A 16,726-nucleotide genomic window follows, 5' to 3' on the forward strand; every position below is an offset into this window, starting at 1 on the left:
CCTCCTTATCGCGGGGTTCGCCCCGATCGGCGCGGAAGTCGCCGCCGCCGCGGGCCTCGGGGTTCCTGAGGAGGAAGCACCGTGACAGGCGTCGGTGCCACCATCTGACCACGTACCCGCGCACGCACTCATCAGGAGGCACGCATGAGTACCTACACCCCGTCGGATGCGCAGTCCCGGCTCGACTTCACCATGATGTACGCGGTGCACGACGCCTTCCGGCGCGACCTCGGCAGGCTGGTCACGGCCGCCGACCACAAGGCCGGGAGTCCGCGGGCCTTCAAAGAGGGCTGGAAGAACTTCACTTACTACTTGGACATCCACCACACCGCCGAGGACACCACCTTGTGGCCCGCCATGCGCGGGCGGATCGGAAGCGACCCCGAGCGGGTCGCGCTGCTGGACGCGATGGAGGCCGAGCACGCGGTGCTCGATCCGCTGATCGCGGCGGTCGATGCGCGGCTCGCGGCGGGTGACACGGCCGGGTTGAGCCAGGACGTGGAGCGGCTGCGGGACGCGCTGACGTCGCACTTCGACCACGAGGAGGACGCGGGGCTGCCGCTGGTGGGGGCCGTGGTGACCGCCAAGCAGTGGGACGCCTTCGGGGCGGAACAGCGCAGGCAGGTGGGGACGAAGGGGGCGGCGACGTTCTTCCCCTGGCTCCTGGACTCGGCGCCGGCCGCGACCGAGCAGAAGGTGCTGGCGCTCGTTCCGCCGCCGGTCCGCTTCCTCTTCCGCAAGACCTGGCGGCCCCGCTACGAGAAGCAGTCCCCCTGGGCCAAGTAGCCCCTGGCGCTGACGCGTTCACCGCGCGGAGGTCGCACGATCCCTCCGCGCGGTGAACATCCGGGAGCTGCCCGGGTCAAAGGGCCAGCACCACCTTGCCGTTGACCTGACGGCGGTCCAGACACCGCAGCGCGGGCGTCGGATCGGTCCATGAGCCGACCAGGGCGACCTGGGGGTCCAGCCGGTCCTCGGTGACGAGTTGGAGCAGGAAGGCCAGGTCGTGGCCGACGTCGTGGCGGGTGATCTCGTCGAAGAGGAAGACGTAGTGGAGGCTGACACCGGGCCGGGCGCGCCCCCAGTCGCGGGGAAGGCGTAACTCGGCCCGCGCGGTGTTGCCGTAGACGACCACGCTGCCGCCGGGGGCGACGGACTCGAAGGCCCAGGTCAGGACGGAGCCGCCGCAACTGTCGAGCAGGATGTCGACGGGCACGCCGGGGTCGGTGCCGTAGGTCGCGACGACATCGGCGCCGAGGGCGGCGAGACCGGTCGCGCGGTCCGGGGAGCCGACCCAGGCGATCACGTGGGCGCCCGCGGCGGCGGCGAGCTGGACGGCGGCCCGGCCGACTCCCCCGCCCGCGCCGGTGATCAGTACGGTGCGGCCGATCAGACGGCCGGCCCGCTGGAGGGCGTAGAGAGCGGTGAGGCCCGCGACGGGAAGGGCCGCCGCGGCGGCCCAGTCGACGGCGTCGGGCAGCCGGGCGAGCCTGCGGGTGTCGAGGGCGACGCGCTCCGCCCAGCCGTCGCGGTCGGCGAGGCCGACGACGCGGGTGCCCGCGGCCGGGCCCGATCCGTCGGCCGCCGGGCGCAGTACGGTGCCCGCGACGTCCCAGCCGATCCGGGAGCCGGGGGGCAGCTCGTCGAGCACGGACAGCTCGCCGCGGTTGACGGCCACCGCGCTGACCGCGATCAGGGCCTGTCCGGGCAGCGGTTCCGGCTCGTCGACCGGGTCGAGCCGGAGTCGGCCGTCCGCGTTGTCCGTTGTGACCAGGGCTTTCATCAGCTACCCGCCTTCTTCGTCACACGCCACCAGTGGGGAGAGGGAGAGCGGTGCGCGCCCGGTCGCGCGAGATTCCGGGCGGGTCCCGTTCTCCTCCTGGTACGTAGAGTCATTAACTCCGGCAGCTGTGACGGCCGATGATCGTTCATTTCGGAACGGCGGGTGTCGCGGGCGGAAAAGGCGCCGGCCGCCGCCCCTGTGTGCCGGGGCGGCGGCCGGTGCCAAGTGGTCGCGCTGCGCGCTGTGCTGGAGTGCGGTGGGTCAGGGCAGGGTGGCGACCACCGCGGCGTAGGACAGGCCGGAGCCGTACCCGAGCAGCAGTGCGGTGTCGCCGGAGTTGGCCTCGCCGGAGGCGAGCACCGCTTCCATGGCCTGCGGGATGGACGCACCGGAGGTGTTGCCGTTGGTCACGATGTCCTTGGCGACGGTGACTTCGGGCGGCAGGCCGATGGACTTGGCCATGCTGTCGATGATGCGCTCGTTCGCCTGGTGCGGGATGAACGTGTCGAGGTCGGCCGGGCCGACGCCCGCCACGTCCAGCGCCTGCTTGGCCACCTTGGCCATCTCGTAGACCGCCCAGCGGAAGACCCGCTGCCCGTCCTGGCGCAGTGCGGGGAACGCGTGGCCGGGGTCGTCCTTGAGCACGTCCCAGGGTGCCGTCTGCTCGATCGCGTCGGCCTGCGAGCCGTCCGCGCCCCAGACCACCGGGCCGATGCCCGGTGTGTCCGACGGGCCGATTACGACGGCCCCCGCGCCGTCGCCGAAGATGAATGCCGTCGAACGGTCGCTGAGGTCGAGCAGATCGGTCATCCGCTCCACGCCGACGACCAGGACGTGGCCGCCTCTGGCGCGCACGGCGTCGGAGGCGAGCACCACGCCGTGGACGAATCCGGCGCAGCCCGCGGTGATGTCGAAGGCCGCGGCCTCGGTGGCGCCGATCCGGTGGGCGATCTCCGTGGCGACCGCGGGTGTCTGCATGAGGTGGGTGAAGGTGGCGGCGATCACGCAGGTGATGCGGTCCGGGGTGAGCCCGGCTGCCGCGATGGCCTTGCTGGCGGCCTGCTCCGCCATCACGCCCAGGGTTTCGTCGGGACCGGCCCAGCGGCGGGTCACGATGCCGGTTCTGGAGCGGATCCATTCGTCCGAGGAGTCGATGTATCGACATACTTCGGCGTTGTCGACGACCGACCGGGGGCGATACGCGCCGACACCGAGAATTCGGGTGTGCCGTGCGCCGTCGGGCACGGCGATCTCAGCTTTCATGGGAGCCTTTCAGGCCATCGGCCATGGATGGGGGTCAGACCTTGCATCAGGCAGTGACCCATCGTCCTCGACGTGGTGTACGTCGCTCAACGCAGGGTCGCCATACGAATGATCCCGCGATTCAGCAGGAAAGAAGACCAATCCTTCCTCCACGCCGAGAGGTGGCCTGGAATCGACGCAGGTATGGCACACCTGTCCGAGACCAACCGCCCCGACCTGCGGCTTCTCCGTCCGAGCCCGCTTCGGCGCCGTCACTCGCACGGCCGGATCACCCCCCTTGCGGCGCGTCCTGCGGATCTAATCCCGTACGGTAAACGGCAAAAGGCGCACAGTGGTTCCGCCGAAAGGGCAATTGACATCAATGCGATAACGTGAAGCGCCGGAGTCGGCTCCGGGAACACACGATATTCGTTACCGATCAGTATCGGCCAACGCGGCGTCTCCACGGCGGCGACCCGTGTCACGCGTCACACCCGCCGGGTCACGGCGGTCAGCGTTGCGCCGGGGGCTCCTCGGCGAGAGCGGCGGCCAGCGCGGTGCGGCCGTACTCCGTGGCGCCGCGCCGGTACGCCCTGTCGTAGGCGGCGTCGCCGACCAGAGCGCGGGCGGTCGCCTCGCACTGCTCGCGCACCCCGCGCAACTCCGGCGTGCCGCGCTGCGGGTGCCCGACGCTGCGCCAGTACGACTCGCCGACGCCGTAGACGGTGGCCGCCTGCTCGCCCCTGCCCTCGGCGGCCAGCGCGGCGGCCAGCAGGTCGAGGCCGAGCGCGATCCCGAAGGCGTCGCCGAGCAGCCGCTTGCTCTCCAGCATGGTGCGGGCGTGTCCCGCGGCCTCGTGCGGCGCCGACTGGAACAGCGCGATCAGCGCGAGTTGGTACTCCAGGTAGGACAGCGTCCAGACCTCGCCGAGCTGGGCGCAGTGCTGGCGCAGTTCGCGGGCCCGCGCCCGCGCCTCGGGGAGCCGGCCGAGGCCGGTGAGCGCGAAGACCGCGACGAGGTGGCAGCGCAGCCGGGAGGGCGAGTCGAAGGCCCAGCCCGGTACGGCGGCCAGCGCCGCGTCCACGGTGTCGCGGGCCTCCTCGGCGCGGCCGGTGAGCAGGGCCAGCAGCCCGGACAGGTACGCGGCGGCGAACTGCGCCTCCTTGTCCCCGTCGTACGCGGCGGCCCGCGTGGCCAGTTCGCTGACCTGGAGCGCCGAGGGGTAGTCGCCCTGGAGGGTGATGGTCACTCCCAGCGCGCACAGCGCGCGGGTGCGTTCGGGGCCCTGGGTGTCGTGCGCCATCAGCGCGCGCTCCAAGTAGCCGCGAGCTTCCTTGAGATGGCCGCAGCAGGTCCAGAAGAAGCAGAGCAGTCCGGCGAGTTCGGCGGCGCGGGCGGGCTCGGTGGCCAGCAGGTGGTCGAGCGCGGTGCGCAGGTCGGTGTGGACGTCGTCTATCTGCCGGTAGCAGCGGGCCTGTTCGCTGCTCGACCACAGGGCGTCGGCGCGCCGGGCCAGTTCCAGGAAGTGCCCGGCGTGCCGGTCGGCCAGGGCGTGTTCCTCGCCCAGCTCGCGCAGCCACTCCTGGCCGTACTCACGGATGGTGTCGAGCATCCGGTAGCGGTGGCCGTCCCTGCGGACCACGGACTGGGCCACGAGGCGCTCCAGGGTGGCGGCGACCGCGTGTTCGGCCAGCGGGCCGCCGGAGGTCACCGCGCGCGCGGCGGTGAGGTCGAAGGAGCCGCGGAAGACGGTGAGCCGGGCCCACAGCAAGCGCTCGACCGGCGCGCACAGTTCGTGGCTCCAGCCGATGGTGGTGCGCAGGGTGCGGTGCCGCGGCGGCCAGACGAAGTCGGCGCGGGCCAGCACGTCGAAGCGGAAGCCGAGCCGGGAGGAGACGTCCTCGACGGTGGAGGGGCCGACCTGGGCCGCGGCCAACTCCAGTGCCAGCGGGATGCCTTCGAGGCGGCGGCAGATCTCTGCGGCGGCGCGGGCGGCGCCGGGGCCCGCGAGGGCGTCGGGGTCGGAGTCGGTCACGCGCCGGGTGAACAGCGCGAGCGCGTCGGCGCCGTCGCCGTCCAGCGGCCCCACTTCGGTCAGTTCCTCGCCCACCAGGTTCAACGGGCGCCTGCTGGTGGTCAGTACGGTCAGCCCCGGCGCGGAGGTGAGCAGTTCGCCGACCAGGTGCGCGCACTCGTCGACCAGGTGCTCGCAGGAGTCCAGGACCAGTAACAGGCGCTTGTCCGCGAGCCATTCGCACAGCGCTTCCACCGGCATGCGCGGTGAGTGATCGGAGAGGTCGACCGCGTCCGAGACGGTGGCCAGCAGCAACTCGGCGTTCTCCAGGGCCGACAGGTCGGCCCACCACACCCCGTCGGGGAACCGCGGCGCGGCCCGCTGCGCGGTGCGGGCGGCGGAGCGCTGCGCGATACGGGTCTTGCCGACGCCGCCCGCACCGGTGAGTGTGACCAGCCGGTGGGTCGCGAGCGCGGTGTCCAACCGCGCCAACTCCTCCTGTCGCCCCTCGAAGCTGGTCGTTTCCTCGGGGATGTAGCCCATCATGGGGACAGCCTGGCATCGTCCGGCCACACAGGGCAGCCACACGACCGGAGCAAAACGGGCCGGTGGACTTCCGGAACGATCTCGTCCGGTGTTGGCGATCATTGCCGATCATCGCGTGATGCCCGAACTTTACCGCTATCTCCGGCAATTCGGGCGCGCGGATGTCGAGTTCACCGGGCGCGCGCCCCCGCGACTCGGCCATGACGTCGGAAGCACGCAATATCAAACATTAGAAGAGATGGATCTTCAGGGCCCGTTGCCCCTTTGGTGCATGTTGTTCCATCCGGTTCGATCGTGCTCGGACCGCCTCCGAGCTGCCACGATCCGACCGCTACCCTGAACCGTCCCTCTCATGCGGGGCGGCAACGGAATTGGGCGGCCAATCAGCACGCTACCTGCACATCACGGTCCGGCAACGCATCCGTAATGGGGCGTTGACGCTCCTGGGTATCTGGCGTAGAACTACCCCTGCGGTTGAGATGGCGTTTCATCTTGGTGACTTCTGTTGGAAATCGATAGGCTACAGGCCCTCCAGAAACGTCCACTCCGCCATCGCTCGCCTACCGCACCCGGAACGGCCACACACACATGGAGGCACCATGTCGGACGTCGAATCAACGGGAAGCAGCACAGCGGGAAGCGGCCTGGACAGCGGTACGTCGCCGTCGCGCAGAAACGTGCTCAGAGGCGTCGCGGGCGCGGCCGGTCTCGCCGTCGTCTCCGGCGGCCTGCTGACGGCCTGCGGCAGCGACTCCAAGGACTCCAAGGACAAGAGCAGCCCCAGCGCCTCCGGCGGCAAGGTCGGCGGCACGGTGACCTTCGGGTCCAACTACTCCGACTCCGCGCCGAAGGCCGCCTTCGCGGCCCTCACCACCGCGGCCGCCGCGAGCACCAAGGCGCAGGTCAAGATCAACACGGTCGACCACAACACGTTCCAGGAGAACATCACCAGCTATCTCCAGGGCACCCCGGACGACCTGTTCACCTGGTTCGCGGGCTACCGCATGCAGTACTTCGCCGCGCAGGGCCTGGCCCAGCCGCTGGACGACGTGTGGGACAAGATCGGCGGCAACTTCGGCGACGCGGCCAAGAAGCTCTCCACCGGCCTCGACGGCCACCAGTACCTGGTGCCGCTGTACAACTACCCGTGGGTGGTCTTCTACAACAAGAGCCAGTTCGCGGCCAAGGGCTACTCCGTGCCCACCACCTGGGACGCCTACGTGGCGCTGGCCAAGAAGATGAAGGGCGACGGCATCATCCCGATCGCCTTCGGCGACAAGGACGGCTGGCCCGCCCTCGGCACCTTCGACATCCTGAACATGCGGATCAACGGGTACGACTACCACACCAAGTTGATGAAGCACGAGATCCCGTGGACCGACCAGGGCGTGCACACGGTCTTCCAGCACTGGGCCGAGATCCTGCCCTACACGCAGACCGGCGCCAACGGACGGATCTGGCAGGACGCGGCCAAGACCCTGGAGACCAAGAAGGCCGGGATGATGTTCCAGGGCACCAACCAGGTGGCCGCGCAGTACGTCTCGGACAAGGCCGACCTCGCCGACCTGGACTTCTTCACCTTCCCCGCGATCAACCCGTCGTACGGCCAGGACTACATGGACGCGCCGACCGACGGCTTCATGCTCAGCAAGAAGGCCAAGAACCCCGATGCGGCCAAGGCGATCCTGGAGTACATCGGCACCGGGCAGGCCGAGTCGGACTTCCTCAAGACCGACCAGTGGGACGTCGGCCTGGCCACCGGCCTCCAGGTGCCGACGTACAACGCGATCCAGAAGAAGTCGGTCGCCGAGATCGCCAAGTGCAAGGCGGTGGCGCAGTTCATGGACCGCGACGCCGACCCGGCGATGGCCACCGCGATGATCTCGATCATCCAGAAGTTCATCGACGACCCGAGCACGGGCAACATCGCCGGCCTCCAGAAGAGCGCCGAGGCCCAGGCGAAGGCGATCTACTCCTGATGAGTTCCCCCCAGACGCCCGCCCCGGCGGCGGCGGAAACCACGGCCACGCCGAAGGTCCGCCGCCGCCGGGGCATACGCAGGCTGAGCGCGCGCGACCGCGTGGTCGTCGCGCTCCTGCTGGGCATACCGCTCCTGCTCGACCTGGTCTTCGTCTGGTTCCCGGCGCTCGGCACGGTGCTGCTGTCGTTCACCAAGTGGAACGGCGTCGGCAGTCTGCACACCAAGACCTGCCAGCCGAATCTGCCGTCGATCCTCAACAACGGCTGTGTGTACGGCGTCCAGAACTACCACCAGGCCGCCACGATCTACCCGGAGTTCTGGCCCGCCGTCCGGCACAATCTGATCTGGCTGGCCGTCTTCGTCCTGATCGCCACACCGCTGGGCATGCTCTTCGCCGTCCTCATCGACCGCGGCATCCGGGGCAGCCGGATGTACCAGAGCATCCTCTTCCTGCCCGTGATGCTCTCCCTGGCGCTGGTCGGCATCATCTGGGAGTTCATGTACTCGCAGAACTTCGGGCTGATCAACACCGTCATCGGGCGCAACGGCAACGACAACGCCATCGACTGGCTCGGCAATCCACACCTGAACCTGTGGTCGGTCCTGGTCGAGGCCACCTGGCGGCAGGCCGGATACGTCATGGTGCTGTACCTGGCCGGGCTCAAGGCCGTGGACCCGACGCTGCGCGAAGCGGCCCTGGTCGACGGCGCCAACGCCTGGCAGACCTTCTGGCGGGTGATCTTCCCCGTGATGCGTCCGATCAACATCGTCATCATGGTGGTCACCGTCATCGAGTCGTTGCGCGCCTTCGACCTGGTGTACATCACCAACAAGGGCATCAACGGCCTGGAGCTGCTCTCGGTCCTGGTCACCTCCAACATCGTCGGGGAGACCCAACGGGTCGGCTTCGGCTCCGCGCTGGGCGTGGTGCTGCTGGTGATCTCGCTGGTGCCGATCAGCGTCTTCCTGTACCAGACGTTCAGCCGTGAGGAATCGCGATGACCACCGATACCCTGCCGCGGCTGCACACCGAACCCGCCGCGCGGCCCCCGGGCCCCGGGAAGCCGCGCCCCTGGGGCCAGATCGCCTCGCAGGTCTTCCTGATCTGCGCCTCGGTCCTCTGGCTGCTGCCGATCGCCTTCGCGCTGTACGTGGCCGTCCGCCCGTACTCAGACACCCGCAAGTACGGCTATGTCTCGCTGCCGCACCACCTGACGTTCAAGAACTTCACCGACGCGTGGACCCAGTCGGACATGAAGCACTTCTTCTGGAACTCGGTGCTCATCACCGTTCCGGCGGTGATCGTCGTGCTGGCGCTGGCGTCCGGTGTGGCCTTCGTGCTGACCCGGGTCAATGTCAAGCTCAACATCGCGCTGCTGATCCTCTTCACGGCGGGCAACCTGCTCCCCCAGCAGGTCATCATCACCCCGCTGTACCGGATCTACCTGAAGATCTCGCTGCCCGGCTTCCTCAGCGGCAGCGGCCTGATGTACAACTCGGTCTTCGGCCTCATCGTCATCAACGTGGCCTTCCAACTGGGCTTCTGCGTCTTCGTGCTGAGCAACTACATGAAGTCGATCCCCGACGAGATGTACGAGGCCGCGCTGGTCGACGGCGCGGGGCTGTGGACCCGGTACTGGAAGCTCACCCTGCCGCTGTGCCGTCCGGCGCTCGCGGCGCTGGCGACGCTGCTGACGACCTGGATCTACAACGACTTCTTCTGGGCCATCACCTTGATGTCGTCGGGCGACAAACGCCCGGTCACCTCGGCGCTGGCCAATCTCCAGGGGCAGTTCGTCTCCAACCAGAATCTCATCGCCGCCGCCGCGATGATCGCGGCGGTGCCGACGCTGGTGGTCTACATCCTGCTCCAGAAGCAGTTCATCGCCGGTCTGTCGCTGGGCTCCAGCAAGGGCTGAGCACACGGGCAGGGGCCACGCTTCCGCTCCCGTCCCCCAACGGCCGCCGCCGGGAACCCCGTTCCCGGCGGCGGCCGTCCGTCGCGGCGGCGGTCACGCCCGCTTCGCGGCGCCGCCGGCCCTGACCCGCGACGGCAGCCGCAGCCACCAGGACGCCGCGGCGCGGGTCTTGGAGGGAATGCGCAGGTCGCCGGAGACCCGCCGCAGGAGATCGGTCTCGCCGCTGATGCCGAGCCCGTAGACGGCGGCGGAGGCCGCGCGCCCACCGGCCGGGCGGGAGGCGCCGCCGGCGGCGGGGGCCAGCGCCAGCGCGTTCTCCCAGAAGGACCGCGGGCTGACCCCGCCCATGTGCGCGAGCGCCGACGTGGCGGCCCTGACCACCGCCTCCGGCAGGGTGGGAGCGAGCGCCAGCCGCTGGACCAGCGGCCGTTCCGCCGTGCCCCCGACGATCCGCAGGGCTTCGAGCAGCCGCCCGGCGAGCGTGACATCGCGGGCGACGGCCAGCCGGGACAGCTCGTACGACATCGCGGCGGCCACCGGCGCCCGGTAGGGGGTGGCCGCGACCATCATGGCCGCGTACAGGCGCATGTCGAAGACCGGGTGCAGCAGCATCTCGCGGACCAGCAGGGGCAGCAGCGGGTCCGTGAAGCGCGGGATCTCGCGGGAGACGGCCGACAGGGCGGAGGCGGTGACGCGGGCGGCGATGTCGGAGCCGTACCGCTCCCCGGCACCGGTACGGGTGCGGGCCGGGAGCGACGGCGGCGCGCCGTCCAGCATGCGCGACACGACCGCGGCGAGCGCGCGTTCCTCCGCCTGGCGCCCGTCGGCGTCGTACGCCACCTGCTTGACCAGCCGGGCGAGCACGGCCGACTGCGGCCGGTCGAAGTGCTGGAGCCGGACCTTGCGGACGCAGGCCAGCAGCGCGCCGAGGAAGGCGCTGTCGTTGGTGGGCCTGGCCAGTTGGGCGAGCACGCCAGAGGCCGCGTCCGGGTGCGCGCTGGAGTCCAGGAGGCAGACCGGTTCGAGGAAGACCTGGTTATGGGCGTCCGCCGCCCAGGCGATGCACGCCGAGACCGCCGCCACCTGACCCGAGGGGTGGCCGAGCACCCGGTTCAGCGCCTCGTGCCGCTGCTGCCAGGCCAGGCCGTCGGAGACCAGCGACTCGGTGAGCAGGCGTTCGGCCAGGGCCGTCCAGTCCCGTGAGCGCAGCCGCAGTTGGGGGTGGAGGACGAGCAGCACGGTCAACTCGTCCCAATCGGCGCCGGTGACCGGCGCGTCGTCCAGGGCGCGGTCCAGGAGGGTGTCGACCCGCCGTTCCGCCGCGCCGAGATCGCCCGGCGCGCGGGCCAGCAGCGGTACGGCTCCGGCGGACGGGGCCGCGTACCGGTGGAGGATGTCGATGGTGGCGGTCAACTGGCCCGGCGGCAGGCCGAGTAACTGCTCGTAGCGGCGGACCGCGGAATGGCCGACCCTCGTCACGCCGGTCTCCCAGCGGGAGATGGAGCTGACGCTCACCTGCGCGGGCCAGGAGCCGCCGTGGAAGGAGCGGGCGAAGGAGTCGCCCTTCGCCCAGCGCGGTTCGCGGCCGTAGAGCCGGTTGACCCGCAGCAGCCACGCGGCGCGGTCCTGGGTCGTCGGCAGCGGGGCACGCGCGGGGACGGCCGACCGCCGCCGTCCGACCGATCCGTACGGCCGCCCACGCGTGCTGTTCGCCATCGCCACCCCGGTGATCCCTACGCGTCGCGTATTTATTGCAGTGCCCCCCGGCCCGCGCAACGCGCAGTCACATTAGACCCGGCCGACCGTACTGTCGCCATAATCCGGCCAGTCGCGGGAGGGCGAGCCGGATCGCCGGGGCGCACAAAGGGGGCGCGCGCCCGGAACACGCTGTGCGCACAGCGCCTCACCCGACAATTCGGCACGGAATTTCGCACAGGAACACGCAACAAGCGCCACGCACCACCCGAGACAGGGACGCCCATGGCTACCAGCCTGGCTCTTGCCGGAAAGACATTCGACATCTTCACCGCGGAACCCATTCTGCTGTCACGGATCAACGCGAGCCCTCGCCGGTGGCTCTGGCTCTGCGGAATTCCCGTCGTGACCATCGTCCTGCTCTTCGAGTTCTCCGGTCTGTACGGCGCGGTGACCATGCCGCACCTGGGCGGGCAGCTCTGTTCCGACCTGGCCCAATTCCTCAGGTTCGACCGGCCGGACTGCCGACGGCACGCGTCGGCGGGAAATCGGTTTCCGCTCCTGCGCGACCTGCTCTCGCTGAGCGCGATCGTCATCCTGCTGATCACCCCGGCCCTCGTCCAGCGGCAGTGGTCCGCCTTTGAGAACCTGCTGCCGGGAATGGAACGCGACGGATCGCTCACCGTCCCGGCGAACGCCGCCGCGCGGGCGCGGATCCACGCCGAGATCGACCGGACCAATCTGCGATTTCGCCGAATAAGGAATCTGGCGCCGATCATGATCGTCGGTTCGTTCGTCTGCGTCTTCGTCATCTCGCTCAGCGAGAAACGCCTGGGCATCTACTACGCGCTGGCGCCCGCCGGACAGGCGCACGCCTGGGGCAGGGCCGCGTACGCCAACTGGTGGGCGAGCTGGCAGACCTCGCCGGTCGGCGCCATCGTCTACCTCACGGTGGGCACCGCGGGCGTCTACTGGATCGCGGTCATGAACTGCGCGGGCAGCCGCGTACTGCTGTGCCTGTGGCGGCTCCGCGGAGACCTGCACTACGGCGTCGACCCGGCCAACGCCGACGGCAGTTTCGGCTGGGGCCGCGCCCGCGCCGTCCTGGTGCCGACCTACACCTCGATGGCCCTGCACGGCTTCGCCCTGATCGCGGTGGGCATCTCGCTGCCGTTCCCGTGCAGCGTCGTGGTGCTGATCCCGGTGGTCGGCCAGTGGCTGCTCGCGCTGCCCGTCTACACCGGGCTGCCGCTGCTGCTCACCCGGCGCTGGGTCCGGGGATTCAAGCGGCGCGAGGAGGCCCGGCTGCGGATCGCGCTGCGGCGGCTGGAGGCCGACCGCGCCGCTCTGCTGGCGGCGGGCCGCTACTTCACCGAGTGCGAGGCGCTGAGCGGGCGCCTGGCCCGCGTCCGCGACATCCGGTCCTTTCCCTTCAACCGGCCGCGCGACATCGTGCTGGCCGCCGCGAATCTCCTCGCCACCGCCGGTGGCGTCTACTCCCTCTTCCTCGTCTGGTACTGACCAGGCGTCACTTCTCGTCGGCCCGCCATCACTTGGCACCGGCCCGACGTCACTTCGCACGGACTCGGTCGCACCGAACAGCCCGCTCCACATCCGTCTGGGGGATTCATGCGCAAAGACCAGGAAAACCAGCTCCAGGAAGTCTTCGACGCCTACGCGCTCACCTGGGGACCGGTGCAATGGCGCTCGCGAGTCGCGGCCGTCCGCCGTACCGGGAACGACACCTTCGCCTCGATGCTGTACGCGCTCGCGGCCGTCGAGACCGATTCCGCGCTGATGCGCAGAAAGGTGCACGCGATCCGGGGCGACCGGGCGAACGCGCTCGCGCAGTTCAACATCCTGTGGCTGGCGGAGGAGGCCGAGCACGGTTACGCGCTGCGCGCCGCCGCTTCGGCGCTCGGCACTCCGAGGAAACCGTCGGCGGTGCGTCGCAACACCCGCCACATCCGCGCACTGGTGACCTGGCCGACGCTGTACGCGGCCGGTCTGCTCATGCCGCACATCCAGGCGATGTACTGCGTTCTGGGCGCGATGCAGGAGTACATCGCGCTGACGACCTACCGGCGGATCGGCGAATTGGTGGGAGATCCGGCACTCGACGATCTGCTGAAGGCGATCGCGCGCCAGGAGTCGCACCACATGAAGTTCTACCGCAATTGCGCGCTGATCCTGCTGGAGGAGCCGGGCGCGCGCAGGACCGCGCGGCTGACGATGCCCACGCTGTGGCGTCCGCCGGGCATCGACCTGCTCGGCCTCGGCCAGTGGCTCGACGTGTTCGGCCCGCTGCTGCGCGACCCGGTGTACGCCGACCGGCTCGCGCGGGCCGACGCCGTGCTCGGCGACCTGATCGAGGACCACTCGGTGACGCCGATGACCTCCTTCCTCGCCAAGGCCGGACCCCGGCTGCACGCGGCGGACACCGCCCCTGCGCCCGCCGGGAGCACCGCGGTCCGCCTGCCCCTCGTCGGGGCCGCCGACCGGTCCGTCGGCGGGCGGCGCCGATGAGGTCGTTCCGCTCCGGCGGCTGGGAGTTCCCGGTCGGCGACGCGGGGCCGCGCGACGGCGAGCCCGTGGTGCTGCTGCACGGCTTCCCCGCGGGCCCGGCGTGCTGGACGCGGGTCGCGCGGGCGCTGGGCGCGGCGGGTGTACGGACGCTCGCCCCGCTCCAGCGCGGGTACGCCCCCGGCGCCCGCCCGCGCCGGGCGCGCGACTACCGGCTGCCGCTGCTGGTCGAGGACGTCCTCGGCCTGCTGGACGCGGCGGGCCTGGAGCGCGCGCATGTCGTCGGGCACGACTGGGGAGGCAGTGTGGCCTGGGCGCTCGCCGAGCGGGCGCCGGACCGGGTCGCGTCACTGACCGCCGTGTCGATGCCGCACCCGGCCGCCCTGGGCCGGTCGCTGCTGACCAGCCGTCAGGCCCTGCTCTCCTGGTATCTGCTCTTCTTCCAACTCCCCTGGCTGCCCGAGGCGGTGATCACCCACGACCGCGGGCACACCGGGGCGCGCTGGCTGCGCCGGCTCGGCCTGGAGGAGGCGACGGCCCTCGGGTACGCGCGGCGGTTCGTGACCGACCGGGCCGCGCTGACCGGCGCGCTCGGCTGGTACCGGGCGCTCCCCCGCGAGGCGGCCCGCGGGCTGCGGGCCGCGCCGGTGTCGGTTCCCACCCTGTTCGTGTGGGGTACGGCGGACGCCGTGATCAGCGCGCGGTCGGCGTGGCTGACCGAGCGCTGGGCGGCGGGACCTTACGCCTTCCACCCGCTCGTCGGCGGCACGCACTGGCTGCCGGAGCAACGTCCCGACCTGCTGGCCGAGTTGATCCTCGGACAGCTCGCGAACCACCCCGCCGCCCGCTGAACCGGACCCGCCGCGATCCGGAAAACAGGCCGACTCCGACCCCAAAAACCGTTATCCATACGGGCGTTGGCTCCGGCGCTGTCACGGGGATTGACACTGTTCAGGCGTTGCAAGAGACTCCCACGGAGAGCGCTCTCCGCCGTCATCTCCGGCCATTGTGCGACGAGTCCGGAGCAATTCGCAGCCGCCACCGTGGATGCCGCCGCCTGCCGCCCGTCGCCCGTCCGGCGACGGCCTCCACGGTGATCAGAGTCATCACACCCCCACGTGGAGATGCACATGAGCCTCCTGTCCACATTTCTGAGGTCCGTCAGACGGCGCAGACCGCTGGTGGCCGTCGCCCTCGCGGCGGCCCTGGCGACCGGCGGTGCCATCGGCACCACGACCGGTACCGCGCACGCGGCCGACACCCTGCTGTCCCAGGGCAAGACCGCCACCGCCTCCTCGACCGAGAACGCGGGCACCCCCGCCTCGGCCGCCGTCGACGGCGACGTCGGCACCCGCTGGTCCAGCGCGGCCGGTGACCCGCAGTGGCTCCAGGTCGACCTCGGCGCGTCGGCGACCATCAGCTCGGTCAGCCTCAACTGGGAGACCGCGTACGCCACCGCCTTCAAGATCCAGGTCTCCGACACCGGCACGACCTGGACCGACGCCTACTCGACCACGACGGGACCCGGCGGAAAGCAGACCCTTTCCGTAAACGCTTCCGGGCGCTATGTCCGGATGTACGGCACCGCGCGCGCCACCGGATACGGCTACTCCCTCTGGGAGTTCCAGGTCTACGGCTCGACCGGAGCCGCGGGCGGCACCTGCGGCACCGCCAACGCCGCGCTCAACCACCCGGCCACGGCGTCCTCCACGGAGAACGCGGGCACCCCCGCCTCCGCGGCCGTCGACGGCAACGCGGGCACCCGCTGGTCCAGCGCGGCCGGTGACCCGCAGTGGCTCCAGGTCGACCTCGGCTCCTCGCAGGCGGTCTGCAAGGTCGGTCTCACCTGGGAGGCGGCCTACGCGACCGCCTTCAAGATCCAGGTCTCGGACAACGGCACCACCTGGACCGACGTCTACTCCACCACCACCGGCACCGGCGGCACCCAGAACCTCACGGTCAGCGGCACCGGGCGCTACGTCCGGATGAACGGCACCGCGCGCGCCACCGGATACGGCTACTCCCTCTGGGAGTTCCAGGTGTACACCACCGGGAGCGGCGGGACCGGCGGCGGCACCGGGGGCACCACCACCCCGCCCACCAACGGCGGCGGCGGTGACTTCTCCGGCACGGTGATCTCCGCCTACAAGCAGGTGTCGGCCTCGTCGTACGAGGGCGGCAACGCCCCGGCCGCCGCTCTCGACGGCCGTACCACCACCCGCTGGTCCAGCCTCTCCACGGACAACGAGTGGATCCAGGTCGACCTCGGCAACATCGGCAAGATCAGCGGCATCGTGCTCAACTGGGAGTCGGCGTACGGCAAGGGCTACCACATCGACGTCTCGGACAACGGCACGGCGTGGACGCCGATCTACACCACGGCCAACGGCCCCGGCGGCATCGAGCGGCTGCCCGTCACCGGCCAGGGCCGCTACGTCCGGCTGACCGGCACGGCCCGCGCCACCGGATACGGCTACTCGCTCTGGGAGTTCCAGGTCTACGGCACGGTGGACAACTCCACCGCGACCCCGCCGCTGCTCTCGGCGCCCACCAAGGCCCCGGCCACGCTCAACCAGTTCGCGCTGTCCGCACCGGCCGACAAGGCCATGGTCACCAACACCCGGCGTCCCGCGCTGAGCTGGGCGGCCGTCGGCGGCGCCGCGCACTACGAGGTGTGGCTCAACATCAGCCGCACCGACTACGACTTCACCGCGTCGGGCAATCTGCTCGACCTCTACACCAAGGTCGCCGAGCCCACCGGCACCACCTACACGCCGAGTTGGGACATCACCGACCGCTGGACATACAAGTGGTTCGTCGTCTCGGTCAGCGGTTCGGGCGCGAAGACCACGTCCAACATCCGCACGTTCAGCGTCTACCTGCCCGACGTCAAGCAGGCGGCCGACGGCATCAGCATCATCAACGGCGCGCGGGACCTCAACAAGGACGGCTCCATCGAGCCGTACGAGGACTGGCGGCTGCCGGTCGACACGCGGGTCGGTGATCTCCTCGGGCGGATGACG

11 protein-coding genes and 1 pseudogene are annotated in these 16,726 nt (G+C 70.5%); 8 read left to right on the forward strand and 4 right to left on the reverse strand.

All coding sequences use genetic code 11. From position 1 onward, the window contains the following. Nucleotides 1-144 precede the first annotated feature (144 nt). A complete protein-coding gene (locus tag ACIQCJ_RS13335) occupies nucleotides 145-786 on the forward strand; it encodes a hemerythrin domain-containing protein (protein ID WP_401856524.1) in 642 nt (213 codons plus the stop codon). Nucleotides 787-862: 76 nt separating this feature from the next. Here ACIQCJ_RS13335 and ACIQCJ_RS13340 read toward each other — a convergent pair whose 3' ends face one another. The 3 genes from ACIQCJ_RS13340 to ACIQCJ_RS13350 all read right to left on the reverse strand — a co-directional run bounded on the left by ACIQCJ_RS13340 (nucleotide 863) and on the right by ACIQCJ_RS13350 (nucleotide 5,585). Further along, nucleotides 863-1,783: a zinc-binding dehydrogenase gene (locus ACIQCJ_RS13340; protein WP_355341723.1), complete on the reverse strand. Its 921-nt coding sequence runs from the start codon at nucleotides 1,781-1,783 to the stop codon at nucleotides 863-865. 261 nt (nucleotides 1,784-2,044) lie between these two features. Then, nucleotides 2,045-3,046: a beta-ketoacyl-ACP synthase III gene (locus ACIQCJ_RS13345; protein ID WP_355341720.1), complete on the reverse strand. Its 1,002-nt coding sequence runs from the start codon at nucleotides 3,044-3,046 to the stop codon at nucleotides 2,045-2,047. 490 nt (nucleotides 3,047-3,536) lie between these two features. Next, a complete protein-coding gene (locus ACIQCJ_RS13350; RefSeq protein ID WP_402711424.1) occupies nucleotides 3,537-5,585 on the reverse strand; it encodes an ATP-binding protein in 2,049 nt (682 codons plus the stop codon). A 677-nt stretch (nucleotides 5,586-6,262) separates the two neighbouring features. Here ACIQCJ_RS13350 and ACIQCJ_RS13355 point away from each other — a divergent pair. From ACIQCJ_RS13355 to ACIQCJ_RS13365, 3 genes are read left to right on the forward strand one after another with little or no spacing between them, the layout of a single operon-like run. Further along, nucleotides 6,263-7,564 (forward strand): extracellular solute-binding protein, encoded by a 1,302-nt coding sequence (locus tag ACIQCJ_RS13355; RefSeq protein WP_391163272.1) that lies wholly within the window; start codon nucleotides 6,263-6,265, stop codon nucleotides 7,562-7,564. Then, nucleotides 7,564-8,568: a sugar ABC transporter permease gene (locus ACIQCJ_RS13360; protein WP_355341711.1), complete on the forward strand. Its 1,005-nt coding sequence runs from the start codon at nucleotides 7,564-7,566 to the stop codon at nucleotides 8,566-8,568. The genes ACIQCJ_RS13355 and ACIQCJ_RS13360 overlap by 1 nt, the downstream gene beginning before the upstream one ends. Further along, entirely contained in the window at nucleotides 8,565-9,485 is a 921-nt protein-coding gene (locus ACIQCJ_RS13365; RefSeq protein ID WP_391045826.1) for an ABC transporter permease subunit, read from the forward strand. Before ACIQCJ_RS13360 ends, ACIQCJ_RS13365 begins: the two co-directional genes overlap by 4 nt. Before the next feature lie 93 nt (nucleotides 9,486-9,578). Here ACIQCJ_RS13365 and ACIQCJ_RS13370 read toward each other — a convergent pair whose 3' ends face one another. Then, nucleotides 9,579-11,201 (reverse strand): XRE family transcriptional regulator, encoded by a 1,623-nt coding sequence (locus ACIQCJ_RS13370; RefSeq protein ID WP_401856526.1) that lies wholly within the window; start codon nucleotides 11,199-11,201, stop codon nucleotides 9,579-9,581. Between the two features lie 264 nt (nucleotides 11,202-11,465). Between ACIQCJ_RS13370 and ACIQCJ_RS13375 the strand changes: the two genes are divergently transcribed. The 4 genes and pseudogenes from ACIQCJ_RS13375 to ACIQCJ_RS13390 form a co-directional block, all read left to right on the forward strand. Continuing rightward, entirely contained in the window at nucleotides 11,466-12,701 is a 1,236-nt protein-coding gene (locus ACIQCJ_RS13375) for a hypothetical protein (protein WP_391045830.1), read from the forward strand. 108 nt (nucleotides 12,702-12,809) lie between these two features. Beyond that, on the forward strand, nucleotides 12,810-13,706 hold the full coding sequence (locus tag ACIQCJ_RS13380) for an acyl-ACP desaturase (RefSeq protein WP_402711425.1): 897 nt from the start codon (nucleotides 12,810-12,812) through the stop codon (nucleotides 13,704-13,706). Further along, complete coding sequence (locus tag ACIQCJ_RS13385; RefSeq protein ID WP_355341694.1) at nucleotides 13,703-14,554, forward strand: alpha/beta fold hydrolase; 852 nt, start codon at nucleotides 13,703-13,705, stop codon at nucleotides 14,552-14,554. Before ACIQCJ_RS13380 ends, ACIQCJ_RS13385 begins: the two co-directional genes overlap by 4 nt. 279 nt (nucleotides 14,555-14,833) lie before the next feature. Then, nucleotides 14,834-16,180, forward strand: a pseudogene (locus ACIQCJ_RS13390) (discoidin domain-containing protein); the annotation flags it as partial. Between the last annotated feature and the right edge of the window lie 546 nt (nucleotides 16,181-16,726).

It is taken from the genome of Streptomyces sp. NPDC093221, from assembly GCF_044753885.1.
Lineage (GTDB): Bacteria > Actinomycetota > Actinomycetes > Streptomycetales > Streptomycetaceae > Actinacidiphila.

Bases quoted from the DNA above. Each gene is read 5' to 3' on its own strand.
- ACIQCJ_RS13340 (WP_355341723.1), bottom strand. From the start codon at position 1,783: ATGAAAGCCCTGGTCACAACGGACAACGCGGACGGCCGACTCCGGCTC.
- ACIQCJ_RS13335 (WP_401856524.1), top strand. From the start codon at position 145: ATGAGTACCTACACCCCGTCGGATGCGCAGTCCCGGCTCGACTTCACC.
- ACIQCJ_RS13350 (WP_402711424.1), bottom strand. From the start codon at position 5,585: ATGATGGGCTACATCCCCGAGGAAACGACCAGCTTCGAGGGGCGACAG.
- ACIQCJ_RS13365 (WP_391045826.1), top strand. From the start codon at position 8,565: ATGACCACCGATACCCTGCCGCGGCTGCACACCGAACCCGCCGCGCGG.
- ACIQCJ_RS13345 (WP_355341720.1), bottom strand. From the start codon at position 3,046: ATGAAAGCTGAGATCGCCGTGCCCGACGGCGCACGGCACACCCGAATT.
- ACIQCJ_RS13380 (WP_402711425.1), top strand. From the start codon at position 12,810: ATGCGCAAAGACCAGGAAAACCAGCTCCAGGAAGTCTTCGACGCCTAC.
- ACIQCJ_RS13370 (WP_401856526.1), bottom strand. From the start codon at position 11,201: ATGGCGAACAGCACGCGTGGGCGGCCGTACGGATCGGTCGGACGGCGG.
- ACIQCJ_RS13385 (WP_355341694.1), top strand. From the start codon at position 13,703: ATGAGGTCGTTCCGCTCCGGCGGCTGGGAGTTCCCGGTCGGCGACGCG.
- ACIQCJ_RS13375 (WP_391045830.1), top strand. From the start codon at position 11,466: ATGGCTACCAGCCTGGCTCTTGCCGGAAAGACATTCGACATCTTCACC.
- ACIQCJ_RS13360 (WP_355341711.1), top strand. From the start codon at position 7,564: ATGAGTTCCCCCCAGACGCCCGCCCCGGCGGCGGCGGAAACCACGGCC.